At 52.4% G+C, this 26,711-nt stretch carries 24 protein-coding genes; 21 read left to right on the top strand and 3 right to left on the bottom strand.

Annotation, left to right across the window (positions count from 1 at the left end; all coding sequences use genetic code 11):
* Positions 1–25 precede the first annotated feature (25 nt).
* The 11 genes from AC27KL_RS03935 (at position 26) to AC27KL_RS03885 (ending at position 11,769) form a co-directional block, all read left to right on the top strand.
* Positions 26–742 carry a hypothetical protein gene (locus AC27KL_RS03935; RefSeq protein WP_339324513.1) on the top strand — a complete coding sequence of 239 codons (717 nt, stop codon included), beginning with the start codon at positions 26–28 and terminating at the stop codon, positions 740–742.
* Positions 739–1,584, top strand: coding sequence for a hypothetical protein (locus tag AC27KL_RS03930; RefSeq protein WP_487168921.1), 846 nt, complete (start codon positions 739–741; stop codon positions 1,582–1,584). Before AC27KL_RS03935 ends, AC27KL_RS03930 begins: the two co-directional genes overlap by 4 nt.
* A complete protein-coding gene (locus tag AC27KL_RS03925) occupies positions 1,585–3,495 on the top strand; it encodes a pilus assembly protein CpaF (RefSeq protein ID WP_487168920.1) in 1,911 nt (636 codons plus the stop codon).
* Positions 3,485–5,560 carry a hypothetical protein gene (locus AC27KL_RS03920; protein ID WP_487168919.1) on the top strand — a complete coding sequence of 692 codons (2,076 nt, stop codon included), beginning with the start codon at positions 3,485–3,487 and terminating at the stop codon, positions 5,558–5,560. The genes AC27KL_RS03925 and AC27KL_RS03920 overlap by 11 nt, the downstream gene beginning before the upstream one ends.
* A 14-nt stretch (positions 5,561–5,574) precedes the next feature.
* A complete protein-coding gene (locus AC27KL_RS03915; RefSeq protein ID WP_212948496.1) occupies positions 5,575–6,054 on the top strand; it encodes an ABC transporter permease in 480 nt (159 codons plus the stop codon).
* Between the two features lie 28 nt (positions 6,055–6,082).
* Positions 6,083–6,490, top strand: a complete 408-nt coding sequence (locus tag AC27KL_RS03910; RefSeq protein WP_487168918.1) for a hypothetical protein — start codon at positions 6,083–6,085, stop codon at positions 6,488–6,490.
* Positions 6,487–7,041 (top strand): hypothetical protein, encoded by a 555-nt coding sequence (locus tag AC27KL_RS03905; protein ID WP_487168917.1) that lies wholly within the window; start codon positions 6,487–6,489, stop codon positions 7,039–7,041. The genes AC27KL_RS03910 and AC27KL_RS03905 overlap by 4 nt, the downstream gene beginning before the upstream one ends.
* On the top strand, positions 7,028–8,008 hold the full coding sequence (locus AC27KL_RS03900; RefSeq protein ID WP_487168916.1) for a hypothetical protein: 981 nt from the start codon (positions 7,028–7,030) through the stop codon (positions 8,006–8,008). The genes AC27KL_RS03905 and AC27KL_RS03900 overlap by 14 nt, the downstream gene beginning before the upstream one ends.
* A 123-nt stretch (positions 8,009–8,131) precedes the next feature.
* Positions 8,132–9,685, top strand: a complete 1,554-nt coding sequence (locus AC27KL_RS03895) for an ABC-F family ATP-binding cassette domain-containing protein (RefSeq protein ID WP_487168915.1) — start codon at positions 8,132–8,134, stop codon at positions 9,683–9,685.
* A 239-nt stretch (positions 9,686–9,924) separates the two neighbouring features.
* On the top strand, positions 9,925–10,956 hold the full coding sequence (locus tag AC27KL_RS03890; RefSeq protein ID WP_487168914.1) for a thiazole biosynthesis adenylyltransferase ThiF: 1,032 nt from the start codon (positions 9,925–9,927) through the stop codon (positions 10,954–10,956).
* Positions 10,957–11,073: 117 nt separating this feature from the next.
* On the top strand, positions 11,074–11,769 hold the full coding sequence (locus AC27KL_RS03885) for a response regulator transcription factor (RefSeq protein ID WP_487168913.1): 696 nt from the start codon (positions 11,074–11,076) through the stop codon (positions 11,767–11,769).
* A 28-nt stretch (positions 11,770–11,797) separates the two neighbouring features.
* Here the strand turns inward: AC27KL_RS03885 and AC27KL_RS03880 are convergent, their stop codons facing one another.
* Together AC27KL_RS03880 and AC27KL_RS03875 are read right to left on the bottom strand one after the other, a co-directional pair.
* Entirely contained in the window at positions 11,798–12,322 is a 525-nt protein-coding gene (locus tag AC27KL_RS03880) for a C40 family peptidase (protein WP_212948504.1), read from the bottom strand.
* A gap of 302 nt (positions 12,323–12,624) precedes the next feature.
* Positions 12,625–13,266: a thiamine diphosphokinase gene (locus AC27KL_RS03875; RefSeq protein ID WP_339324523.1), complete on the bottom strand. Its 642-nt coding sequence runs from the start codon at positions 13,264–13,266 to the stop codon at positions 12,625–12,627.
* Positions 13,267–13,432: 166 nt separating this feature from the next.
* Between AC27KL_RS03875 and AC27KL_RS03870 the strand changes: the two genes are divergently transcribed.
* On the top strand, positions 13,433–14,098 hold the full coding sequence (locus AC27KL_RS03870) for a trimeric intracellular cation channel family protein (RefSeq protein WP_036712015.1): 666 nt from the start codon (positions 13,433–13,435) through the stop codon (positions 14,096–14,098).
* Between the two features lie 21 nt (positions 14,099–14,119).
* The gene (locus tag AC27KL_RS03865; RefSeq protein WP_487168912.1) at positions 14,120–14,584 is read left to right on the top strand and encodes a low molecular weight protein-tyrosine-phosphatase; all 465 of its coding nucleotides are present in this window, start codon (positions 14,120–14,122) and stop codon (positions 14,582–14,584) included.
* A 204-nt stretch (positions 14,585–14,788) separates the two neighbouring features.
* Here AC27KL_RS03865 and AC27KL_RS03860 read toward each other — a convergent pair whose 3' ends face one another.
* Positions 14,789–15,520 (bottom strand): alpha/beta hydrolase, encoded by a 732-nt coding sequence (locus AC27KL_RS03860; RefSeq protein ID WP_487168911.1) that lies wholly within the window; start codon positions 15,518–15,520, stop codon positions 14,789–14,791.
* Positions 15,521–15,777: 257 nt separating this feature from the next.
* On the opposite strand from AC27KL_RS03860, the gene pdhA reads away from it, so the two are divergent.
* The 8 genes from pdhA to AC27KL_RS03820 all read left to right on the top strand — a co-directional run bounded on the left by pdhA (position 15,778) and on the right by AC27KL_RS03820 (position 26,685).
* Positions 15,778–16,845 carry a pyruvate dehydrogenase (acetyl-transferring) E1 component subunit alpha gene (gene pdhA / locus AC27KL_RS03855; RefSeq protein WP_036711962.1) on the top strand — a complete coding sequence of 356 codons (1,068 nt, stop codon included), beginning with the start codon at positions 15,778–15,780 and terminating at the stop codon, positions 16,843–16,845.
* A 61-nt stretch (positions 16,846–16,906) separates the two neighbouring features.
* A complete protein-coding gene (locus AC27KL_RS03850) occupies positions 16,907–17,887 on the top strand; it encodes an alpha-ketoacid dehydrogenase subunit beta (RefSeq protein WP_212948510.1) in 981 nt (326 codons plus the stop codon).
* A gap of 31 nt (positions 17,888–17,918) precedes the next feature.
* A complete protein-coding gene (locus AC27KL_RS03845; protein WP_487168910.1) occupies positions 17,919–19,232 on the top strand; it encodes a dihydrolipoamide acetyltransferase family protein in 1,314 nt (437 codons plus the stop codon).
* Between the two features lie 3 nt (positions 19,233–19,235).
* Positions 19,236–20,657, top strand: coding sequence for a dihydrolipoyl dehydrogenase (gene lpdA, locus AC27KL_RS03840; RefSeq protein WP_036711967.1), 1,422 nt, complete (start codon positions 19,236–19,238; stop codon positions 20,655–20,657).
* 322 nt (positions 20,658–20,979) lie between these two features.
* On the top strand, positions 20,980–21,774 hold the full coding sequence (locus tag AC27KL_RS03835; protein WP_339324528.1) for a thymidylate synthase: 795 nt from the start codon (positions 20,980–20,982) through the stop codon (positions 21,772–21,774).
* A 42-nt stretch (positions 21,775–21,816) separates the two neighbouring features.
* The gene (locus tag AC27KL_RS03830) at positions 21,817–22,302 is read left to right on the top strand and encodes a dihydrofolate reductase (RefSeq protein ID WP_339324529.1); all 486 of its coding nucleotides are present in this window, start codon (positions 21,817–21,819) and stop codon (positions 22,300–22,302) included.
* A 175-nt stretch (positions 22,303–22,477) separates the two neighbouring features.
* A complete protein-coding gene (locus AC27KL_RS03825; RefSeq protein WP_487168909.1) occupies positions 22,478–23,965 on the top strand; it encodes a glutamate synthase subunit beta in 1,488 nt (495 codons plus the stop codon).
* Between the two features lie 377 nt (positions 23,966–24,342).
* Complete coding sequence (locus AC27KL_RS03820; protein ID WP_487168908.1) at positions 24,343–26,685, top strand: DNA topoisomerase 3; 2,343 nt, start codon at positions 24,343–24,345, stop codon at positions 26,683–26,685.
* The last annotated feature ends 26 nt before the right edge of the window (positions 26,686–26,711 follow it).

Below are 26,711 nucleotides of genomic sequence, written 5' to 3'. Positions count from 1 at the left end.
GACGAAAGAAAGGAGACGGACATCTTTGAATACTTGGATTTTTGCCGGCCTATGCGATAAAAGCGACACCCTGATGCATATTTGCAAATTGCTTGCGTCCGGGGGCAGCAGCGTCCTGCTGGTGGACGCGAGCGAAAAAAGAAGATATCCCTATTTCATTGGCGGATTGGGCGAGAAGTTATGCATCACGGAATTTGCCGGTTTCGACGTCGCATGCGGATTCGCGGATTCGGCCGGTTTGAAAGCCTACTTCCAAAGCCATGGCGGCGCCTTGGAACATTACGACTATGTTCTTTACGATCTGGAACTCCCGGACTTTTGCGCAAAGGAGGATTGGATGAGCGCTTCCGAACTCGTCTGGGTGACCGATTACGAGGTCTGGACGCTAGAAGAGGGCGGGAAATGGCTGTCGGAAGCGGTCTTGCGTTATTTCGATCCGGGAGCGAGGCCGGAAATGAAGCGGCTCATCGTCAGGGCCGTCGAGGAATGGTTCGGCCCTTCCTATTTGGACGGGTACTTCGAACGTCTGCCGGTCCGCTGGAAAGGAGATCCGGTCGTCATGCCTTGGAACGAGCTGGATTATTCATTGAAACTCAGAAACGAACATGCGAAACGAATCCATATGAAGGCACTGACACGCACCTATAAAAAACGGTTGTGCGGCATTTTTGAAACGTTCACGGATTGGGATCGAAAACAAATACAGCGCGCATTGAAGAATGCAGAAAGGAGTCGAGCATGAGTACGATCGCATTTTGGAGCCCGCTTCAGGGCGGCAGCGGAAATTCGGCGCATGCTGCCGCGGCTGCGGCGACGATCGCCATGGATTACCGTTTGAAATTGCTGATGGCGCATGGGGGCATGGCCAAGGAAAGGGTCGAAGGGGCCTTCCCGATGTCCGCCTATGCTTTGGACCATTCGCTTGTTGCTTTTCAGGATCACGGGATGGACGCTTTGGAGAGGTTATGCATGAACCGCAGGCTGACCCGTGAAAATTTGCGGGATTATACGCTTCCCTTGCTCGCCGACCGTTTGGATCTGGTCCAAGGGAACGCCAAGCCCGAAGGCACGATGCCGGGGTATAGGAAACAGCTGCTTCAGTCCATATGCTCGGTGGCGAACCAATGTTACGATCTCGTATTGGTCGACGCCGGATGCGGATGGCCGAAGGAAGGAAGCGGCGACCAAGCGTTGCTCGAAGCATCGGACCTGGTCGTGGTCAGCATGAATCAGGGCATCGAAGGTTTGGATTCGTTTTTCAAGAACGGTGGATGTCCGCCGATCGTTCGCGAAAAAACCTATATCGTGGTGCTGGGCAGGTACGACAAATACTCCCACTGTACGTTGAATAACGTCAAGCGCAGATTCGGCTACAAGGGCAGCATCCATGGAATTCCGTACACGACGGACTTTTTGGATGCGTGGAATATGCGCGGCGTTCTTCCGTTCCTTCAGCGGAGCCGCAGTCTGAACGGCAGACAGCCGGCCGCCGCGTTTCTGGCCAGCATCCGCTCGTTGGCCAAAGACATATTGACGCAGCTCGAAATGACCGCGGCATTGAAGCTCGTGGAAAGGGGGGCGTAAATGGGCTCCGGAATGATCGTCAACATGTTGATGATCGCGCTCATCATGTTATTCGTTCTATTGCTCCTCTACGTCAAATGGCTCGATTACCGCCGTCCGCAGGTTTCAAGCCAAACGGAAGGCAAACAGTGCACGATCGAAGCGATGACGGAATTCGTGAAGGAAACGCTGCATGAGCTCACCCACAGGCAGCTGACCGACCTGGGCCTCCACGAGGAGGAGTACAGGCGCAGAATCAATAAACGAAGCGAGCTGCGCAAAGCGCTGAAGGACTGCATTTCAGGCGACGTCCGCGAAAAACAATACGTCAAGCAGTTTATGGCGGATCTCTTGGTCAAAAGCTACGGGCTTAACGAAGACCGTATCGAAGACGCCATTTCTTTTGAGGATATCGGCCGGTTGACGCCGCAGGACCAATTCGAAATCATTTTTTATTTATATCAAAAGCAATATGGTCCGGAGGCGTTGTCCGCGCTGTTCGAACATTACGGGCTCGCGGAGCCGCGCATGCTTGAGGGTTATGGGGAACAACCGGTGTTCGCGGTCACGGCGGAAGATATCGAACGGATATTTACGGCGGAATATCGGAGCCTTTCTTTCCACGAAAAACTGGACATTGTAGTGCAGCGGATTTATCAGCAGTACAAAGGATTTTCGGTCGTGGACGATTTGCGCGATCAGCGCATCGACGGAGTCAGCGGAGGGGTCAGCGGCATTTTAACGGATGATGGACAGCTGGAAGCATACGTCGGGCCGGGTTTTCCTTTTCCGCCGCCGTACGTGGACGAATGCCGCAAGCCGATGTCTGCCACGGAAAGCGTATGGGTTTTTTATAGAGGCAAGGCGGTGCACATGTCCTTTCTTTCCTTCGGATCCGAGCTGGAGCTTAAACGGGTTTGCCAAAACATCTATAAGTATAACCACCCCGGCCAGCTGTCGGAATCCAACGGCTACAAAGTGAACGAGATGAAGGACGGGTCCAGGGTGGTCGTCGTTCGGCCGCCGTTTGCGGAATCGTGGGCATTTTTCGTGCGCAAATTCGATATTCCGAACGCTTCCCTGGAGCAATTGATCACGGGGGACAATGCCGAGCTGCCGATCGGTTTGCTTGCATACCTCATGAAAGGAAGCCGGATCACGGCCATTACCGGAGCGCAGGGTTCCGGCAAAACGACGCTTCTGATGGCCATGGTGGAGCATATCGACCCTACATATACGTTGCGCGTGCAAGAAATGGCATTCGAGCTTCATTTAAGAAAGATTTACAGCCGGAGAAACATCCTTTCCTTTCGCGAAACGGAACGGATTACGGGACAAGAGGGACTGGACTTGCAGAAAAAAACCGATGGCACGGTCAATATTTTGGGCGAAGTGGCAAGCGACGAAGTGGCTGCCTGGATGATCCAGATGTCGCAAGTCGCCAGCTTATTCACCGTGTTTACCCATCATGCCAAGACATTCCGGGATCTCGTGTTTTCCCTGCGGAATTCGCTCCTGAAAATCGGGGTGTTTCATCATGAGCGCATCGCCGAGGAACAGGTGGTTCAGGTCATTAACTTTGATGTCCACATGAAGCGGGATGCGTACGGCCGGAGGTATATCGAACGGATTACCGAGTGCGTTCCGCTGGAAGATGCCGCGGACCCTGCAGGGAACGACGACGGCGAAGCAGCAACGGTCAAACAAATGCTCAGCCGACTGATCAAGCTCCAAAACGAAGCCCGGCTGAATGAGCATCGGAGGTCGTATATTTCCCGCAATGTCATCGAATACCGGGATGGGCGGTATGTTGCGGCCGATCCCGTTTCGGACCGAAACGTGCGGGAAATGGCAGATCAGATGGGCGCAAGCGATGCTGAAAGTTTCATTGATTTTCTAAACCATCATTGGAGCGGACGTTATGAGTATTAAATCCATTCTGCTAATCGTATTGCTTTCGTCTCTCGTTTTGTTTGCCGCAGCGTATGCGGTTTTGGCATGGATCGGCCGCAGACAGCAGCAGGACGTGCATGACAAGTTTTACGGGGAAGCGGGAGGCAAACGCGTAGGTTGGAGGGGGCAGTGGAACCGCATCCTGCAACAATCCTACATTTGGATGGTTCGGGTTCCGTTGCTGTCGGCCTACATCCGAAGGATCAGAAAACGGCTCGCCATTCATGCTTACGATGAATTCCGCTTGAGACATGAGACGGCGCAAGTGACGTTGGCGGTTTTAGGCTTGCTAAGCCTTTCGGCATGTATTTTATTGCTGCTGAATCCGAGCGTCAGTTTTTTGCTGCTGGTGTTGCTTACGGCAGTGATCCTCAACAGTTTGCTGATCGATATGTACGTGAACCGTTTGGAGAAGCGGCTTCTCGTCCAAATGGTGGATTTGTTTTCGGAGGTGCGGCATCGTTACCAGCAGCATGAAATGATCGACGAAGCGCTGTATGAGGCGGCGGAAACCGCCGGCTACGAAGCGGCAATCCATACTCGGAGAATCTACGAGGCGTTGAATGCCAAAGATCCTTCGGTGGAATTGGAGAAATATTACGAATCCGCGCCCAACCGTTTTCTAAAGGCGTTTGCGGGCATCTCCTATATGATCATGGAGTTTGGAGACAAAGTGAAGGAGCAGGGCTCCATCTATTTAAAAGGCCTCGGGGGATTAACGAAGGAAATCCATTTGGAGATCCTGCGGCGGGACAAGCTTGATTATCTTTTGAAGGGGTTGAATGTCATCGCCCTTGCCCCGGTGTTTTTTGCCAAACCGATCGAACGCTGGGCACGCGGAAGCTTTCCGGCCATGGACGCCTTTTATACGAGCAAGCTGGGGTACCTGACCAAAATCGTCATTTATGCCGTGATCATCTTATCTTTTGTTTTATTGCAGCGCCTGCAGCAGGACAACGAAACCGCATACCGGACCGGGGATCGGAAGAAGTCCTGGGAGCAGTTTCTGTCTTCGTTTGCGGTGGTCCGGGCTATCGCCGCTTTTGTCGCTCCTCGACCGGCATCGCCTGCTTATGCCAAAATCATCCGTTTGCTTAGGGAGAGCAGCACCCATCTGCGGTATGAATGGTTTTACGTTCGCAGGATAGCATTTTTCTGCCTGACCTTTGCCGTCACGATGACCATGATCCTGTTTTTGCATCAATCGGCTAAAAAACAGATCCTGTACGCCCCCGTCCAGGGAACGACCTTTTTCGGCCAACTGTCGAGCGAACAACGGGCGGAAGGGCAGCGGATCAGCGACCGGGATCGGGAGATCATGGAGGAGGTCGGCATGTCTTCTACAGCCACCTACGACGATGTCGCAAGCCGTTGGAGCGTCAAGCAAGAGCATACCGGCATTGGAAGCAAGGATACGATGGTGGCCGACGTAAACCGGATCTTGGCCAAGATCAAAGCTTATCATGCCGAGTATGTCAAATGGTGGGAGCTGCTTGCGTCCCTGTTGGCGGCTTGGGCGGGGTACCAATTTCCGCTGTGGCTGCTCTATTTTCAGCGAAAGATCCGCTATATGGACATGCGGCATGAGGTGTACCAGTTCCAAACGGTCATCTCCATGCTTCGGGAAATGGAACGGATATCGGTTGAGGAAATATTGGAATGGATGAACCGATTCGCGATCATTTTCAAAACGCCGATTCAAAGATGCGTGCTGCACTATGATCACGGCGCGGAAATGGCGCTGACCGAGCTGAGGGAGGAGGTCCGATTGACGGAATTCCAAAGATTGGTCGATAAACTGCTTTTGTGCGTGGAGAAAATTCCGATCGAACAGGCCTTTGATGATCTCGACAACGAAATGGCCTTCTATTTCGAACAACGCAAGCAGGAATACGAAAAAATCATAGACACGAAAGCGGCGCTCGGAAAGATGCTCGGTTTTGCGCCGATGTATGCCCTTGTTTTTATGTACCTGGTCATACCGTTGATCGCGATGAGCTTTATGCAGATGAATGTTTATTATGAAGAAATCCGAAAAATTTAAGGAGATGATATTCAATGAATAACGCATCCAGCGCGTTGAAGGTTGCCGCAGGCATCTTTTTGACCATTGCACTTATTACCATTGTCGTGATCCTGTTCATTTCGGCCCAGGAAGCGACCAAAACGGCCCAAAACAACTTCTCGGACATCCAGACCGAGCTTTCGCAGGCTTCCTTTACGGTCTATGACGGCACGAGCATCAGCGGCTCGCAGGTAACGAACGCTTTGCGGAAGTTCAGGGACAAGGATCAATTCGGCATCCTGGTCAAAACGGGGAAAAACAGAAACGGCCAATGGTACGGCAACAGCCTGTACATCGGTAACGTGGCGGATGACAAATACGGATCGGTCATCGACATTAACAACCGGGAAGGGGATTTACGGAACACGATGAACGAATCCAGCAACGAATACGTCAATCCGAGCGGGAAGTTCAAAGCCAGCATCATCAAAGACAAATCCAACGTCGTCCGCGGGCTTGTGTTCGAGCAATAATGCGTGACAAAAGGGAGGGAAGGGCACCGTGAACGATAATGTGCAGAATATGATCGGGATAAGCGCCATTCTTGCCCTGTTTCTAAGCGCCTGCTTTTTGGCATTGGGACTGACCAGGCAAATCGACGGGGCTTTGGACGAAGTTTCGGCAGTCGTTTCCGGCCAAAAACGCAGCGTTCATTCTACGTTGACGCTTGCCCGGCCTGACATCTACAGCGGTTCGCAGGCATTTTTGGTTACCGTGGATCAGGTTGGAGCGGGAGTCGCCGTCAAGGTCGATGGCGTTCCGGTAGCTTCGGGCGATCCGCTCGAACTGGCCGGAACGGCCGTCTTCCAGCCGGAGGCCAAATACCGGGCCGAATATGTGAGGGATTGGAACGGGCTGTTGAAGGAAATACGTTTTGCAAAATTAAAGCCCGGTGAGGACGTTCTATGAGCAGCGCCGTATCGAAATTCGTTGCCGTATTGCTAGCCGTTGCCCTCCTGTTCGTTTATCCGGCGGCGGAAGCGTATCAGAAGCAGGATGACTTGTCGCGGCTGGTCGTTTACAATGCCGTCACGCAGTTCGTTGACGCCGTCAGGAACAAAGGTTATCTTACGCCGGTCATGTACCAGGACTTCCTGCAAGAAATCGAAGCTACTGGCAATGCGTTTGACGTCCAAATGGAGCATTTGCACAAAAAATATACGCCCGTCTATGCCGATGCCGCGAACACGGATACGTTCCAGGACGATGTGGACGTTTCATACGAAGGATTTTATACGGCGGATATTTTGTCTGTCATCTACCCGGACAACACGCTGCCCAAAGACCACGAGGCCAGAAAGTACAGGATGAACGTCGGCGACTTTTTTAAAGTCACGGTCCGAAACATCAATCGTACGGCAGGAACGATCATGTTGGATTTTGTTACCGGATCCATCTCCGGGGCCGCTCCCGTGCTCGCATTTCCTTACGGAGGCATGGTGCTCAATGAAGATTACTGATTTTTCAATCGTGTTTGTCCTTATTTTCGTTCCGGCATTTCTGATGAGCGGTTATTCCGTCAAAGATCAGCAGAACGTCCTGTTCCTCGAAACCAAATACGCCGCGGCGCTGCGGACGGCGGTACAAGACGGTGCCAGCGTGCTGAACAAAAACGAAAAGCAGGAGTTTGAGGCCGGGTACGGATCCGAAAAGTTTTTCCGGGCCGACAAGGAACAAGCGATAGCGATGTTTTATAAAAGCTTGTATGCGAATTTTGGGATCGATGACGATGCGCCGGCACAAGCCGCCTTGGACTATTACATTCCTGCCGTGGTCGTGATCGACTATGACGGATATTACGTATATGCGGACGAAGAATATGTCGGAGAGGATAACAAGCCGCGGATCAGGCATGTATGGAGTCCGAAGAAACCCTATGCTTACGGCGACGCAAACGGCAATCTCATTCGATTTACCTTGGACAATGAGGTGGAAGTGTATGATCGCGATGCCGGGCAGTGGATCAGAGGGCTGCAAAGAGAAATGATGGCGACGACCAACGTCCCGCTTCTTGCCCATTCCGAAACGTTTGAGCAGGTGAAAAAAGCGGCGATCGTCCAAACGATTCAAAGCGATTTGGCGAACGTCATTAACCGTCATAACGAATATGCAGCCAAAAACGGCATATCGTACCTGTTCACTTTGCCTTCGATAACGGGCGAGGAGTGGAACAATTCGATTCAGGATATCGGCATGATGGCTTTTGTCCAGGGCATTCCGGTCGGAAGCGGTTATATCAACAATTATGCTCTCGGCGGAGGAAGGCTCGTAAAACGACCCGATCTGTTCGCCGGAACGGATCCTGCGACCGGCATTCGATATTTCGAGCGCGGAAGCTGCCGCAGCGGACTGATCTACGAAGAAACCTTCACGGATGCGAAGGAAGCCGCGGCAAACGGTTATTTTGAAAGAAGCTGCAGGCAGTAACCGTCATTTTTCATCTTTCATGAAAACTCCTTCTTATGATAAAATGGTATCTTGAATGCCTGTAAGTTAGGGTAAAGTGCAAGCCAAGAACTATTTATTATAGACAGGAGCCAGAACGTATATATGAGCTTATTGACCGTTGAAAATGTTTCCCATAATTTCGGGGAACGCACATTGTTTAAAAATGTTTCCTTTCGCCTCCTGGCAGGCGAGCACGTCGGGCTGGTCGGCGCAAACGGAGTCGGCAAATCGACGCTGATGAATATTTTGACGGGGCAGCTGTTAAAGGACAGCGGAAAGGTGGAATGGACGCCGAAGGTCCGTTACGGCTACCTGGATCAGCACTCCAAGCTGACGCCCGGCAAAACGGTCCGCGACGTATTGAAGGACGCCTTCCTGCCGCTGCTCGAGCTGGAACTGGAAATGATGGAGATCACGAATAAAATGGCCGACGCAACGCCGGAAGAGCTTGAGACGCTGTTGGAGCAAATGGGAGAAATCCAGGAACAGCTTGAAATCGGCGATTTCTACATGATCGACGTCAAAGTCGAGGAAATGGCGAACGGTCTCGGACTGTCGGCCATCGGATTGGACAAGGACGTGTCGGCGCTGAGCGGCGGCCAACGCACCAAGGTTCTATTGGCCAAGCTTTTGCTCGAAAAGCCGACCGTGCTGCTGTTGGACGAACCGACGAACTATTTGGACGTGGAGCATATCGAATGGCTGACCCAATATTTGAAGTCCTACCCGTACGCTTTCATCCTGATTTCCCATGACACGGAATTCATGAACCAGGTCGTCGACGTAATCTATCATTTGGAATTCGCCAAGCTGACAAGGTATTCGGCCAACTACGAGAAGTTTCTGGAGATGGCCGACATCTCGAAAAACCAGCATATCGAAGCGTATGAAAAACAGCAGGAGTTCATCAAAAAACAAGAGGACTTCATCCAGCGCAACAAAGCCCGTTATTCGACTTCCGGACGTGCAAAAAGCCGCGAGAAGCAGCTGAACCGCATCGAACGGATCGACAAACCCGAAGAAGCGGCGAAGCCGGTGTTCCAATTCAAGGAATCCCGCGCCAGCGGCAAGGTCGTGTTCGAAGGCATCGACTTTGAGATCGGCTATTCCCATCCTCTGTTGCCCAAAATGACCATGACGATCGAACGCGGCGAAAAAATCGCCATCGTCGGCTGCAACGGCGTCGGGAAATCGACGCTGCTCAAAACGATCCTGGGCAAAATTCCGCCGATCAGCGGCAAAACGTATTTGGGCGATTTTCTGCATCCCGCTTATTTCGAGCAGGAGGTTCGGCCGGGCAACTTGACGCCGATCGATGACGTTTGGAACGAGTTTTCTTCCTTGAATCAGCATGAAGTGCGTGCGCATTTGGCGCGCTGCGGACTGAAAAACGAGCATATTACCCGCCCGTTGAACATGCTGAGCGGCGGCGAGCAGGCCAAAGTCCGGTTATGCAAGCTGATGATGCGGGAATCCAACTGGATTTTGTTCGACGAACCGACCAACCATTTGGACGTCGTCGCCAAAGCCGAGCTGAAACGCGCCCTGCAAGAGTATAAAGGTACGATTTTGCTCGTGTCCCACGAGCCGGATTTTTATGAGGATTGGGTGACGAAAATTTGGAACGTGGAAGAATGGTCGCATCAAAGGGTTTGATTCGCTCTCTTCCGATAACGAGCTGCCGTGTTCCCGAAGGGAACGCGGCTTTTTCAAAATATATGTGACGGATGGCATCAACGAACTCATTTTGCTGTCCATGACAAGAAGAAACCTGAGTGATCGTTCTGCCATTTTATTGGAGAAATAAGCAGCAGGCCTGCGTATGTTTGTTTTACGCCTGCGTGCGCATTTTATTTGCGAATTTTATTACTGAGCATGTACAGGAGATGAAACATGTGAGCACCGGTAATGACCGTTATTCCAGACAAGAGCGTTTTGCGCCGTTGGGACCCGAGGGCCAGCGGAAGCTGGGGGAGAGCCACGTTTTGATCATCGGTGCGGGCGCGCTTGGCACGTCGATCGCCGAAACGCTTGCGAGAGCGGGCATCGGACGTTTGACGATCGCTGACCGCGATTACGTGGAGTGGAGCAATCTGCAAAGGCAGCAGCTATTTTCCGAACAGGACGCTGAACATAGGCTGCCTAAAGCCGTAGCCGCCAAACAAAGGCTGGAAGCGATCAATTCTTCCATTCGGATCGACAGTCATGTCATGGACGTCAAGCTTGACGAGCTCGAGTCGCTCATCCAAGGCGTGGATCTGATCATGGACGGAACCGACAACTTCGACACCAGGCTGTTGATCAACGATATTTCCCAAAAATATAAAATCCCGTGGATATACGGGGGATGCGTCGGGAGCTACGGCATCACGTACACCATATTGCCGGGACAGACGCCCTGCTTGAATTGCCTGCTCGGAACGGTTCCGCTCGGAGGAGATACCTGCGATACTTCGGGCATCATCCCTCAAGCGGTACAAGTGGTGACGGCGCATCAAACGGCAGAGGCTTTAAAGCTGCTGAGCGGCCATCCGGAAGCGCTTCGCGATAAGCTGCTTACGTTTGACCTCTGGCGGAATGAACATATGTCCATGGGCGTCAAGCATGCACGGAAGGCGGACTGCCTTTCCTGCGGCGACCATCGGACGTATCCATATTTGTCCGCGTCCAACCTGGAAAAAACCGATGTGTTATGCGGGAGGGACACGGTACAAATCCGTCCCGGCCAAAAACAGTCTCTTGACCTGCAGGAAACGGCAAATCGCTTGTCCTCGCTTGGGGAGGGGAAGGTGGAAAGCAACCCGTTCCTCGTTTCTTTTACGACCGGAGACAAACGTCTCGTCGTTTTCTCGGACGGAAGGGCGCTTATTCACGGCACGAAAGACATCGCCGAAGCCAGAACGATATATCACCGGTATTTTGGCTAAGTCCGCCAAACCGGAGGAATCCATAAAAACCATTCCGCGGGGAATGGTTTTTATGATGCACGGCAACCCTATGGGAAGCGTTCCAAACGGACGACAAGCGGAAATACGGGTGATACGATGAACGAGCGGCTGTTGGCGGTAGGAGAATATTTCGGGCAAAGCGGCATCCTTGAGGCGCTCCGGTCAAAAGGATTCGAGATCGAGGCCGTTTCCAGCGAATATGAGGCTCTGCGCCTGATCGGCGAGCATGAAATCGACCTGCTGCTTTTGGACCGGGCCGAATACGCGGGGAGCTCGCTGCCTAAATTGTTGAAGGCCCTGCTCCGGGAGCAGGCGGATCGGCCGTTTCCGATCATCGTTTTCGAGCATCCTTACCACGAACAAGCGGTTATCGCGGGATTGGAGGCTGGAGCGAACGATGTCGTGCCCCGGACGGTTTCAGCCGAAGAGCTGCTGGCACGAGTCCGGAATCTGCTGCGAATATTCCGCATCGAACATGAGCGCAGCCTGAAGAAAGTTACGGTCGGTGATTTGATCATCGACCCAGCCACCCGAACGGTTTCCAGATCGGAGAAGGACATCGAGCTTACCGTAAAGGAATTCGATTTGCTGCTTTATTTGGCGCGGCATGTCAATGAGGTATGTACCCGGGAGGATATTTTAAAAGAGGTATGGGATTATGATTTTAATATGGGCACGAACGTGGTAGACGTATATATCAGGCATCTTCGCACAAAAATGGACAAAGGGTTCCGCAATAAAATGATTCAGTCAGTGCGCGGGGTCGGTTATATAATAAAAGAAGGCGAGTAAGTTTTCAGCTTACCGCCTTCCTTATATGCTACAATACCCGACGTGCTTTCAGGTACGTTCTTTTCCAGTTGCCGGAATTCAGGTCGGAGACCGTTACGCCGGGGGAACCGTAAGTGTGCAGGATTTTGCCGTTGCCTGCATATACTGCCACGTGCGTTACGTTATGGCCGTTGGCTCTGCTGCCGCTGGAGAAAAATACGAGATCGCCAGGTTTCAGGTTCGATTTGGAAACCGCAACGCCGACTTTGGATTGCTGTACGGACGTACGCGGCAATTTGATTCCATAATGTCCGAAAATATATTTCATGAACGAGGAGCAGTCGAATACGCGCGTTGTGCTTGTGGAAGCTCCGAATTTGTAAGGCGTGCCCATGAATTTTTTGCCATAATTAACGATGGCCTGTCCTTTAGAAGAAGAGTAAGAAGAAGCCGTGACGGACTTGGAAGAAGAAGCCTCCGTGACCGATGCTCCCGTTGCCAACATTCCTGTAATGCCTATCGATGCACATAGCCCTACGGCTACTAATTTTTGGAATAGATGTTTTTGGTTCATGTTGTGTTTACCTCCAAATTTCGTTTTCTTTCAGGCTCGATTCCGAGTATAACAGTTTTGTAACTCCCTAAAATATGGATGACATGTCTCAAACCCTTGGGGCTCTAAGAAATTTCCTTTTTTATTAAAAAACGATTAAAAGTTACAAAAAATTAAGAAATAGAGTGAAAATAGTTCAGAAAATAAGAAAAACCCTTGATGCGCAAGGGTTTTTTCGAGTCTGTTTTTGGGTTGCAAATTCGGCAAACTGTAACCATTTTAAACTCTTTCAATGGCAGCGGACCCAACGATTTTCCAATCCGTTAGTCATTGCTTTGAATGACGAGCAAAAGACCGCCGGCAATGCTTATTTGTCCGCGCTCTCCGAGAAGGACGTTGCTGATGCCAAGGGATTCTCCCAGCTTGAGCGTGGCGTTGTCGAGCGGATATCGAAAACCTTCGAGCGTAATGCCGGTTACTTCCGGCGTCAGCGGAAGCAGCGATACGTATTTGTAGCCGCGGTCGATTACCTCGAGTTTGGAGCCGGTTAACGTAATGTAATTGTTGCGGTCCATGATGGCGCACTGGATTTGATGCTGAAGCGCCCGGTTCAGCATTTGCACGTTCGCCAGCGTGTGATCCATGCGCGTTCCCGTTCCGCCGATCAGCAAGATGAAGCCGGGTTCTTCCCTTGCCGCCATTTCAATGGCCAGTTCCGTATCGGTCAAGTCTTTATCGACGGGATCGCATTCGACGATGTTTCCGCACTCCGCCCGGACATGCTCCAGCTCCTGCGGAGAAATCGAATCGAAGTCGCCGACGGCCAGATCGGGTTTGATGCCGTGGCGTATCAAAAACAACGCTCCTTTGTCCGCCCCGATGACATAATCCGTCGGTCGAATTTCATCTATGTATTGGGGATACAGATCCCCTCCGGAAAAAATAACTACGCGTTTATCGTTCATCGGCGTTTCCCCCTAAAATCGATTTTCTCCTACTATATCGTGCTTCCAGTATAAATGAGGATTTTGCAAAAATCCAAAAAGTTAAAAACAATCTTGCGCAATTCGGCAGGACACGACTACAATAATGGAGACATAGGATAGGGGAGAGGTTAGAGAGAAATTGGACATGCATGCTTTTGAAATATTCAGCATCATCGGCACGATCGCTTTTGCGATGTCGGGAGCTTTTGTGGCCATGGAGGAAGAATACGACATTTTGGGCATCCTGGTGCTGGGGCTTGTCACGGCATTCGGCGGAGGGGTGATTCGGAACGTGCTAATCGGGGTTCCCGTCACGACGTTATGGAGCCAAGGCCTGCTGATCAAGCTGGCGATTTTGTCGGTCATCGTCGCGTTCCTTCTGCCTTTGGGCTGGATCAGGCATTGGAAGCGGACGGAGGCGTTTTTTGATGCCATCGGCTTATCGGCTTTCGCCATTCAAGGGGCGCTTTATGCCCAGAATATGCATCATCCGCTGTCAGCCGTTATCGTTGCGGCCGTCATGACGGGAATCGGCGGCGGCATTATCCGCGATTTGCTGGCCGGGCGCAAGCCGCTCGTCCTCAAGGATGAAATTTACGCCGTATGGGCGGCCATCGCCGGCGCGGTCATCGGGATGGGCTGGATTCACTCGACATGGCAGGCGGTGCTTCTGTTTGCGGTGATCGTCCTGCTGCGCATGCTTTCCGTACATTATAAATGGAAGCTGCCGCGGCGTTCGCTTCACATGTCTTCTTCGACCGATCTATCCATACAGGGAAACAAGGGCAAACACAGCCGGAAGACTGCATAACAGAGGAGGCAATTCACAATCATGGTATCCGTATTATTCGTATGTTTGGGCAACATTTGCCGATCGCCGATGGCCGAAGCGGTCATGCGCCACAAGGTCGAGCGGGCCGGACTTCAACACCTGATCACGGTGGACTCCGCCGGGACGGGGGACTGGCATCTCGGGCAAAGACCGCATCAAGACACGCGCCGTATTCTGGACCAGCATGGGATCGGGCACGAAGGCATCCAAGCCCGCCGCATCGCCAGCCCGGATTTTGAGACTTTTGATTACATGGTATGCATGGACGACAGCAATTTCGAAAACGTAAAAAAGCTTCCGGGAGCCAAAACGGAGCTTTTGCTCAAGTTCATGGATCTGCTGCCGGACCACGAGCTTCGAGAAGTGCCGGACCCGTATTACACGGGGAATTTTGAGCAGGTGTACGAAATGATCGACGCAGGTTGCGAGGCGCTTTTGAAAAAGATACGCGCAGAGAAGCTATAATTTTTTATTGAAGAGCAGGAATAAAAATTTTTGTTTCCATGAAAAAGCGGCATGTTTGCCGTTTTTTCGGAAAAACAATGAAAACGCAATCATTTCGGATTTGAGAAGAGGAAGGGTTAAAAAGAAAGTGAACCAAGACCATTGAGCCATAGGCATCGTATGTTCCCGGTTCACCTTTTTAATCTACGATGAAGACTGTCAGGGTTACGCGCGAAGAAAGTACGTCAGCGCATCCGGCAGTTCTTTTTGCCAGAATCCCCAAATATGCTTGCCGTCTTTTTCGGCATACTCCACTTTTGCACCACGATCCAGCAGCAGCTCGCGGGTCTGGCGGTTCAGCTCCACGAAGTTATGGATGCCATGATCGGTTTCGAATGCCGTTTCCTGCAATCCGACGATCATGTAGATGTCCAGCCAGGACAAGTCGTCCTGCGCCTCGTAAATATCCTGGGAGGCCGGATAATAAGCGCCCGACAGGCTGATGATGCGCCGAAACAGCTCCGGATACCGGACCGCCAGGTGCAAAGAGACGCTGCCCCCGAGGGAATCGCCGGCCAGCACCCGTTCCGAAGGCTCTTTCCGCACGGGATATTTGGCTTCGATGAAGGGAATAATCTCTTCTGCGAAGCAGCGCGTATAGGCGTCGAACCGGCTGCCGAACGGAGCGTACTCTTCGGTGCGGACCGACGTGTCCACATCGACCCCAACGATGATGAACGGCTCCGTATGGCCGTCCAGAATCAAATGGTTGGCTGTCGTGGCAATGCGTCCAAAGTTAAAAAATTCTTCGCCGTCCTGACAATAGACGACAGGGTAGCTCAGAATTTCATTGTAGCCGGGCGGGAGGTACACGCGCAGATGGCGTGTTTCATTCAAAAAACGGCTTTCGATTTCTTCCTTATGGATCGTTCTTTTCAAATACTTTGAATCCGTCATTCGTGTTCACCCTTCTCGCGGTTGATTTTTCAGCCTGAAAAAAGCGTTGTCATTCGGTTTCCATCATGTGGGAATCTCCACGCTTTTGTCAAATGTTTGAAAACTGTTATATTTTTATTGGCACACTGTTATACATACAAAACTCGATATTTTCGAAATTTATCCGCAATTGCTTTGACGAATCGAGTAAAACAGGTGTATAATAATTCTATAACAGCAGAGCCTGATATTCAAATTTTTTTGTTGAGGTGAAGATAATGAGCAAGGTGCCTTATGAAGTGTATACCGAGGAAGTCGAAGCGCTTTCCGTGCTCTCTCCCGAAGGTGAAATCATTAACGAAGATAAAATGCCTAACCTTACTGATGATCAACTTAAAGAAATTATGTACCGCATGGTATTTACCCGCACTTGGGACGACCGCGCCGTTAACTTAGGACGCCAAGGCCGTTTGGGCTTCTACGCGCCGGTATCCGGCCAGGAAGCGACGATGGTCGGCAGCGAATTCGCACTGGAAAAAGACGACTTCATCTGCCCTGGTTACCGCGATATGCCGCAAATCGTATGGCATGGATTGCCTCTGTACCAAGCTTTTCTGTACTCCCGCGGACATCAGCATGGCGGTCAGATTCCGGAAGGCGTAAACGTATTGATGCCGCAAATCATCATCGGCGCGCAAATCTTGCACGCGATGGGCATCGCGATGGGTTACAAGCTGAAAAAACAAAAACAAGTTGTCATCACTTACACGGGTGACGGCGGTTCTTCCGAAGGCGACTTCTACGAAGGCCTCAACTACGCTGGACGTTACAAACTTCCGGTCATTTTCTTTGTGCAAAACAACGGTTATGCCATTACGACTCCTTTCTCGAAGCAAACGGCTGCATTGTCCATTGCCCATAAAGCGGTGGCGGCAGGCATCCGCGGCGTCAAAGTCGACGGTATGGACGTATTTGCCGTCATCAGCGCTGTTCAGGAAGCGGCGGAACTTGCGCGCAAAGGCGAAGGCGCGACGTTGATCGAAGCCGTAACGTACCGTTACCGTCCGCACTCCTTGTCCGACGATGCGACCAAATACCGCACGAAGGACGAAGAAGGCGAATGGAACGCGAAGGATCCAATCACCCGTCTGGGCAAATACCTGGAGAAAAAAGGACTGTGGTCCGAAGAAGATACGGCTCGCGTTAAAGATGAAGCGAAAGCCAAAGTGAACGAAGAAATCAAAAAAGCGGAACAAACCGAAAAAATGACGGTTCCCGGCCTCATCGACAGCATGTTCGAAACGACGCCGAAACATTTGGAAGAGCAAAAGGCCGATTTCCAATAATCGAAGATCCGCTAGGCTGGAATAGCAACGTGAACAGTATTGTTAAGGAGGAAATGAAGCAATGGCACAAATGAATATGAAAGAAGCAATCCGCGACGCAATCCGCGTGGAAATGAAACGTGACCCTAACGTCATTGTGTTCGGTGAAGACGTCGGTAATGTAGGCGGCGTGTTCCGGGCGACGGAAGGACTGCAAAAAGAATTCGGCGAAGAGCGCATCTTCGACACCCCGCTGGCCGAATCCGCGATCGGCGGTCTGGCTGTCGGTTTGGGGATCCAAGGCTTCCGTCCGGTAGCCGAAATCCAGTTCGTCGGCTTTATTTTCGAGGCGATGGACCAAATGTTCGTGCAGGCTGCACGCATGCGTTACCGTTCCGGCGGCCGTTACAACGCTCCGATCGTGTTCCGTACGCCGTTCGGCGGCGGCGTTAAAGCGGCTGAGCTGCACACCGACTCGCTCGAAGGTTTGGCGGTGCAAACTCCGGGTATTAAAGTGGTAGTGCCTTCGAACCCTTACGACGCCAAAGGCCTGCTCATCGCAGCCATCCGCGACAACGACCCTGTATTTTTCATGGAGCATTTGAACTTGTACCATGCGTTCCGCGCGGAAGTTCCTGAAGGGGACTACACGGTTGAAATCGGCAAGGCGAATGTCGTCCGCGAAGGTTCCGACGTGACGATCATCGCATACGGCATGATGGTTCATACGGCAACGAAAGCTGCCGAAGAGCTTGAAAAAACGAAAGGCATCAAGGCCGAAATCATCGACCTGCGTACCCTGAATCCTTTGGACATCGATACGATCGTTGCTTCGGTGAAGAAAACGAACCGTGCCATCGTCGTTCAGGAAGCGCAAAAAACTTCCGGCGTGGCCGCAGAAGTCATTGCACAAATCAACGAAAAAGCCATTTTGCACCTGGAAGCGCCTGTTCTCCGCGTAGCGGCTCCGGATACGGTATATCCATTTGCGCAAATCGAAGATACATGGCTTCCTACGCCGGCCCGGATTATCGCTGCAGTTAACAAAGTCATGGAATTCTAAGAAAAAGAAGTTTTGATAGGAGGTACTTAAGGTGGCAAAATTTGAATATCGGTTCCCGGAATTGGGCGAAGGCTTGCATGAAGGCGAAATTATTAAAATGCACATCAAGCCCGGCGATAAAGTAACAGACGACGACATCATCATGGAAGTGCAAAACGACAAAGCGGTGGTCGAGGTTCCTTGCCCGGTAAACGGTACCGTGCAGGAAGTTTTCGCCAAGGACGGACAAGTGTGCCGCGTAGGCGAAGTCGTTGCCATCATCGATGCGGAAGGCGAACTTCCGGAACAGGACGCTCCTGCGGCGGACCATGGTTCCATGGAAGCCGACGCGGCCCAAGGCGGCGCGGACACCACTTCTTCTCCGGCCCAAAACAGCCCTGAAGCGGCTAAACAAGGCGGGGAAAACGCTCCGGCTCCTGCGGCTCCGAACAAGGAAGTGCTGGCTACGCCAAGCGTCCGCAAATTTGCGCGCGAACAAGGCGTCGACATCACGCAAGTGACCGGCACGGGCAACAACGGCAAAATCACCAAAGAAGACGTTGAAGCCTTCAAAAACGGCGGAGGCCAAGCAGCAGCTCCTGCGGCCAAAGAAGAAAAAGCCGCATCTGCAGCGTCCGCGGCCGCTCCGGCTGTCGACGCACGCGCCGAAGAAGAACGCGTACCGTTCAAAGGCATCCGCAAAGCGATCGCCAACGCGATGGTCAAATCGGCTTACACGGCTCCTCACGTGACGATCATGGACGAAGTGGACGTTACCGAGCTGGTGGCATTCCGCACGCGCATGAAGCCGATCGCCGAGAAAAAAGGCACGAAAATCACGTACCTGCCGTTCATCGTCAAAGCGCTGGTTGCGGCTTCCCGCCAATTCCCTGCCCTGAACGCGACGATCGACGAAGAAAACAACGAAATTGTGTATAAAAAGTACTACAACATCGGTATCGCTACGGATACGGACAACGGTCTGATCGTACCGGTCATCAAAGATGCCGACCGTAAGAGCATCTGGATGATCGCCGACGCGATCCGCGACCTCGCGGCACGCGGCCGTGAAGGCAAACTGACTCCGGCCGAAATGAAAGGCAGCACGATCTCCATCACCAACATCGGTTCCGCCGGCGGCATGTTCTTCACGCCGATCATCAACTTCCCTGAAGTTGCGATTCTGGGTACCGGCCGCATTACGGAAAAACCTGTCGTGAAAAACGGCGAAATCGTAGCGGCGCCTGTCATGGCTCTGTCCTTGAGCTTCGACCACCGCATCATCGACGGCGCAACGGCTCAAAACTTTATGAACTATATCAAATCGCTGCTCAGCAATCCTGAGCTGCTGGTAATGGAGGTATAAGACATGGTAGTAGGAGACGCTTCTCTCGATATCGACACATTAGTCATCGGTGCGGGTCCCGGCGGTTACGTAGCCGCCATCCGCGCTGCTCAGCTGGGTCAAAAGGTACTGATCGTGGACAAATCCGAAGTGGGCGGCGTGTGCTTGAACCGCGGATGTATTCCTTCCAAAGCGCTGATCGCTGCGGCTCACCAATACGAATCGGCTAAACATGCGGACGCGTTCGGCGTATCCGTCGAAAACGTCAAAGTGGATTTCTCCAAAACCCAGGAATTCAAAAACAGCGTCGTGAAAAAGCTGACCGGCGGCGTTGCGGGCCTTTTGAAAGGCAACAAAGTCGAAGTATTCCATGGCGAGTGCATGTTCATCAGCGAAAACGAAGCACGCTGCTTCAACGAGCATGAATCTCCTCGTTACCGTTTCAAACATTGCATCATCGCGACGGGTTCCCGTCCGATCGAGCTGAAAGCATTCCCGTTCGGCGGACGCATCCTGTCTTCGACAGAAGCGCTCAACCTGCCTGAAATTCCGAAGAGCCTTGTCGTCATCGGCGGCGGCTACATCGGCGCGGAACTTGGCCAAATGTTCTCGAAATTCGGCGCGAAGGTTACGATCCTGGAAGGCATGGACACGATCCTGAACGGATTCGATCCGGACATGACGAAGCTGGTCGTAAAAAGCATGAACAAAACCGGCGTCGAAATCATCACGAATGCCAAAGCCGAAAGCGCAGAGCAAACGGATAACGACGTGACGGTGAAATATTCCGTGAACGGCGAAACGAAAGAAGTTACGGCAGATTACCTGCTCGTAACGGTTGGACGCCGCCCGAACACCGACGGCGATTTGGGTCTGGACCTCATCGGCATCGAAATGACCGACCGCGGACTCATCAAAGTCGACCATCAAGGCCGCACCAACAAACCGAACATTTTCGCGATCGGCGACGTCGTTCCGGGACCAGCGCTTGCGCATAAGGCTTCTTATGAAGGCAAGGTAGCTGCCGAAGCGATCGCCGGACATCCTTCGGTTGTCGATTACAAAGTGGTTCCTGCGGTGGCATTCGTTGATCCTGAATGCGCAAGCGTAGGTTACACCGAAAAAGAAGCGAAAGAAAAAGGCTACAAAGCGAAAGCCGCCAAATTCCCGTTTGCGGGCAACGGACGCGCGTTGTCGCTGAACAATGCCGACGGCTTCGTGAAATTGATTTTCGACGAAGAAACGCAGTTGGTTCTGGGCTGCCACATCGCCGGGATCGAAGCTTCCAACCTGATTGCCGAGCTGGGTCTCGCAATCGAAATGGGTGCTACGCTTGAAGATATCGCCCTGACCATCCACGCTCACCCAACGCTGGGCGAAATCGTGATGGAAACGGCTGAGCTTGCGCTTGGCAACCCGATCCACGTCATTGCGCCTCGCAGATAATACGCTTTTAATAAGGCGTTAAAAGAACAAGAGCCTGCTTTTATGCAAGGCTCTTGTTTTTTGTTTTACGGCCATTTTGTGCGGGATTCGTCCAAAATGAACGCCTCCGCTACCGTTTTTCCGAACGTTATGGAGATCGGAGGATGAAATTATCTATTTCCGTGCGGCTTTGCGGATGGTAAACTAGTAAAAAGGATTGTGATCAAACGACGGATCTTGCTCAGGCAGACGGACCCGCTGCTATTCAGGGCATCTTAAGCTTAAGCCGATCCGGATAGGCATACAGCATACAGCATACAGAGCGGAAGGGTTGAGCAAAAACATGAAAAAATACTTGGACTTGTTGAAAGATATTTTGGAAAACGGCACGCCGAAGGAAGATCGGACCGGAACGGGCACGATTTCCGTTTTCGGTAGACAGCTGAGATTCGATCTTTCCGAAGGTTTCCCTTTATTGACGACGAAGCGGATTCACATTAAGTCCGTGGTGCACGAACTGCTGTGGTTCCTCAGCGGCGAAACCAACATAGGTTATTTGAAGGAAAACGGCGTAACGATCTGGGACGAATGGGCCGACGAAAACGGGGATTTGGGACCGGTGTACGGCTCGCAGTGGCGCCACTGGAAGTCGCCGGACGGCACGCATATCGACCAGATTGCGAACGTGATCGATTCGATCAAAAACAATCCGGATTCGCGGCGGCATATCGTCAGCGCATGGAACGTAGCGGAAATCGAGCAAATGAAGCTTCCGCCATGCCATTTCGTATTCCAGTTCTACGTAGCGGGCGGCAAGCTGTCCTGCATGCTGACGATGCGGTCCGTCGACACGTTCCTCGGCCTGCCGTTCAACATCGCCAGCTATGCGTTGCTGACGCATATGGTTGCGCAGCAATGCGGGCTGGAACCGGGAGAATTCATCTGGTCCGGCGGCGACGTGCATATTTATACGAACCATTTGGAGCAGGTCAAAACGCAGCTGGAACGGGAGCCGTACGATCTTCCGCAGCTGGTGATCAAACGCAAGCCGGAGTCGATTTTCGATTATAAGTTCGAAGATTTCGAATTCGTCAATTATAAGCATCATCCGGGCATCAAAGCGCCGGTCGCCATATAAGCAAAGAGCTGCATCATCCCGGAAAAAAGGAGCGTGAATGGCATGAGCATGACGTACATTTTGGCTATGGGAAAAAACAGGGTCATCGGCCGCGACAACGCCCTTCCTTGGCGGCTGCCGAGAGACATGGCCTTTTTCAAAGAGCAAACGATGGGCAAAAAAGTGTTGATGGGGCGGAAAACGTGGGAGTCTTTCGGAGCCAAGCCGCTGCCAGGCCGGACCAATATCGTAATGACGCGGGATGCACGATATGAGGCCCCTGGGGCCCAGGTGATCCATACCGTCGAAGAAGCGGTCGAAACGAGCAAAGGGGAGGAAGTGATGGTCATCGGCGGCGAGGAGATTTACCGGCTGCTGATGCCCTACGCCGACCGCCTGCTCATTACGGAAATCGACGAGACGTTCGAGGGGGATACGTTTTTTCCGGAACTCGACGAAAACGAATGGGAATGTATTCAGGAAGTACAAGGAATCCGTGACGAAAAAAATCCGTATGATTACCGTTTTTGCACGTATGAGCGACGGTAGCCTCGACGCATAACTGGCATCGCAATGTAAACAGCATGTTAATTAGTACAAATAATTATTCGGATAATCCATTTAATATTCAAAGAATGGGATGCTACTATAATTGAAATATCATTGCGTCGTTCTCATAGATGCGTAGAATCAACAGGAAAAGAACGGATGGGGGAAACACGTCATGTCTACACCTACTGGATTTATGGAATACAGCCGCCAGCTGCCGGCCGACCGCGAACCGGCTGAACGCATAAAAGACTGGGAAGAATTCCACAAGCATTTGTCCGAAGAAGAGCTGCGTACGCAAGGCGCGCGCTGCATGGATTGCGGCACGCCTTACTGCCATACAGGAATCGACATGGCCGGAGGCACTTCGGGATGTCCGGTAAACAACCTGATTCCGGAATGGAACAACTTGGTTTACCGCGGATTGTGGAAGGAAGCGCTCGACCGTCTGCTGAAAACCAACAACTTTCCGGAATTTACCGGCCGCATTTGCCCGGCTCCGTGCGAAGGCTCTTGCACCGTGGGCCTGATCGGCCAGCCGGTAACGATCAAAACGATCGAGCAGGCGATCATCGACAAAGGTTTTGAAGAAGGCTGGATCGTTCCGACCCCGCCGGAAAAACGGACCGGCAAACGCGTGGCCGTCGTCGGCTCGGGCCCTGCGGGGCTGGCCGCCGCAGCCCAGTTGAATAAGGCCGGCCATCACGTGACCGTCTATGAACGCGCCGACCGGATCGGCGGACTCCTGATGTACGGCATTCCGTCCATGAAGCTGGACAAAGCGGTCGTGCAGCGCCGTGTCGACCTCATGGCTGCCGAAGGCATCCGCTTTGTGACGAATACCGAAATCGGCAAGGATATTTCTTCGCAGCAGCTGGTGGACGATTACGATGCTGTCGTGCTTTGCGGCGGCGCAACCAAGCCGCGTGAATTCAATATCGAAGGCAGCGATCTGAACGGCGTCCACTACGCGATGACCTACTTGAACGGCACCATCAAAAGCCTGCTGGATTCCGGGTTATCCGACGGCAAGTACATTTCCGCGGAAGGCAAAGACGTCATCGTCATCGGCGGCGGCGATACCGGCTCCGACTGCGTGGCGACGGCACTGCGCCATGGCTGCCGCAGCGTAACCCAGTTCGGTACGCATCCGATGGCCCCGCTCGAACGCGATACGATCAACAACCCGTGGCCGCAGTTCCCGAACGTGTATACGCTCGATTATGCGCAGGAGGAAGCCAAGGCGGTATATGGCAAAGATCCCCGGGAGTTTTCCATCATGACGACCAAATTCGTCGGCGACGACAACGGCAACCTCAAGGAGCTGCATACCGTGCAAATCGAGCGGATCGTAGACGAAAACGGACGTAAAATCTACCAGCCGATTCCCGGCACGGAAAAAGTGTTCCCGGCGCAAATGGCGCTGATTGCCATCGGGTTCGACGGACCGGAGCAAACGATCGTGAACCAGCTTGGTTTGGAAACCGACCGCAGATCGAACGTCAAAGCCGCTTACGGCAAATATCAGACGAACGTCGATAAGGTGTTCGCCGCAGGCGATATGCGCCGCGGTCAAAGTTTGGTCGTTTGGGCGATCAACGAAGGCCGTCAGGCTGCGCGCGAGGTCGATAAATACCTGATGGGCGCAACGGTCCTCGTATAAATCGAAATCCATGTATTCCTTATCGAGAGAAGACTTCCCTATTATTCAGGGAGGTCTTTTTCTGTTTCAACGGATGGAAACCACCGCTAAAGACATAAAAAGAATGGCCTGTAAGACGTGCCTCCAGCCATCCGTTTGGAAGGGCGAGCCGGCGGGCTTCATTGAAAAAAAGACGATTTTATGCTATTCTATGACTATTCGAATCTATGAAATGAACGATCCGCGGCCCGAGGAAACTTCCTTTTCTGGGCCTTTTGCATTCATAATAGCCTATTTTACCGGAGCCCCGGAAAGAAGCCTGCTTGCGCAAGCTTGAGCTTCCATTTGCGGGGGTATTGCCGTGGAAACGGAACGTCCACATGAGGAGAGACGGTAGTTTGAAAACACTTGTAATTGCAGAAAAACCCGACATGGGGCGCAACATCGCGGCCGTAATCGAACCGAAGGCAAAAAATGCCCGCACGTACATCGAAGGGGAAAAGTACATCATTACCTGGGCGATCGGGCATCTGATCGGTCTGGCCGAACCGGACGCTTACGACGACAAGTATAAAAAATGGAACATCCAGGACCTGCCGATCATTCCCGAACAATTCAAGCTGAAGCCCAATCCGAAAACGAAGGACCAGCTCAAGGTGATCGCCGAACTTGCCAAACGAAGCGATTTGCTGATCAACGCATGCGACGCAGGAAGGGAAGGGCAGCATATTTTTTGCCTGATCCAGCAGCATTTGAAGCTGCGGCAGCCCGTCAAGCGGCTCTGGATTTCGGACCTTACGCCCGAAACGATACGGAAGGGGTTCGAAGAGCTGAAGGACGGAAGCGAATACGAAAACCTGTCCAAAGCGGCGCGGGCAAGAAGCGAAGCGGACTGGCTGATCGGCATGAACGGCTCGCGCGCCTTTACGACGAAACATAACGTGCTGCTGTCGGTGGGCAGGGTGCAGACGCCCGTGCTTGCGCTGGTCTATGACCGGCAAAAGGAAATCGACGCGTTCAGCTCGGCCAAGTTTTACGACGTGGAGGCGACATTCAAGCAGGGAGATACCGAATACAAAGGTTTGTGGCAGGGCGAACGGATTCAGGACGAAGAAAAAGCAAAGGCGATTGCCGCTAAAGTCCAGGGGAAAGACGGCATCATCCAGAGCTATGAAGTGAAAGATACGAGAGAATATCCGTTTAAGCTGTACGACCTTACGCTCCTTCAACGGGAGGCAAACGCCAAATTCGGTTTTTCCGCCAAAAAAACGCTGGACCTGGCCCAAGCGCTGTACGAAAAACATAAGGTCATCAGTTATCCGAGAACGACTTCGAACTATGTGACCGAGCAAAACATTTCGCAGATGCACAAATCCCTGGATCAGCTCCGGGGGACGGATTATGCGAAATTCGCGGAGCAGGCCGACAAAAAAATCGTACATAAAAACAACAAGTCGGTGTGCAATCCAGCCAAGGTGGAGGATCACCACGCGATTTTGCCGACCAACAAAACGGCGCGGAACCTTGCTCCGGACGAGGCTAAAATTTATGATCTGATCGTACGGCGTTTTTTGTCCCATTTTTATCCTCCGGCCGAATACAAGGTGCACACCGTCATGACGGAAGTGGAGAAGGAATCGTTTAAGACGACGGTAAAACAGCTGTTGTCCGAGGGCTGGAAGGTGATTTATGCCGATCAAAAGAAAGACGGCAAAAAAAGCCGGTCCAAAAAAGACAAGGATGACGAGGACGTATCGCAAGCGGAAGAAGAGGTTACGACGCCTTTTCACCTGAATGCCAAAGAAGGCGTTCGCTGCCTCCGCAGCAAAGCGAAAGAAAAAGAAACGCAGCCGCCCAAGCCATACACCGAAGGAACGCTCCTGAAAGCGATGGAAAGCGCAGGCAAACAGATCGAAGACGAGGAGCTCCGAGATGCGATGAAGGACTCGGGGCTCGGTACGCCGGCAACGCGCGCCGCCATCATCGAACGGCTGAAGCAGGTCGGTTATATCGTGATGAAAGGCAAGCGGATCGTCATTACGCAAAAAGGCAAAATGGCCGTCGAGGTTATTCGCGGGGCAGGGGTCGACCTGCTGACTTCGCCGGAAATGACGGGACAATGGGAACGCCGGCTGAACGAAATCGCCAAAGGTTCGGCTTCGGACGAAGCGTTTATGGCCAACGTGAAAAAGTTTGCGACCATGATCATCAGCAAAGTGAAAATGCAGTCCAGAGTCGCGAAAGAATCCTTTGAGGAAAAGCCCGGAGGGGAGACCAAACCATCCCGGAGCCGCAAAAAAACAACGGGAAATGACGGGGACGGCGCATCCGGCGCTAAAACCAAAACCGCAAAACAAGCGGCTCCGAAAAAAGCCGCAGACCCAAAAGCTGCAGGCAAACAAGCCGAATCCGCGTCGGAAGCGGCGAAAAATACAGGACCGAAACCACCTGCGCCGGAGGTCCGAACGGTTTCCGGAATCGCCCCTTGCCCAAGATCCGGCTGCCAAGGCACGCTGATCATGGGCCGGCGGGGATATGGCTGCTCCCATTACAAAACGGGCTGCACGTTCGTCATTTGGAAGGATCAATTCGGCGTCTCGCTCGAACCGGAAGACATTGCGTCGCTGGCGTTGAAGGGGAAAACCGCAAGGAGTTTTCGGATCGAAGACGACGGAGGGCCGCGTCAAGCCGCTTTCGTGCTGCTGGATCGGGAAAAGGGCGAAATTTCCGTGGAGGAATAATGCGTACCCAAAAAAAACAACGGACT

The sequence above is a fragment of the Paenibacillus sp. YAE3 genome, assembly GCF_057546105.1.
Note: the sequence above shows the minus strand (reverse complement) of the source record. Positions and strands in the feature narration are given on the sequence as shown.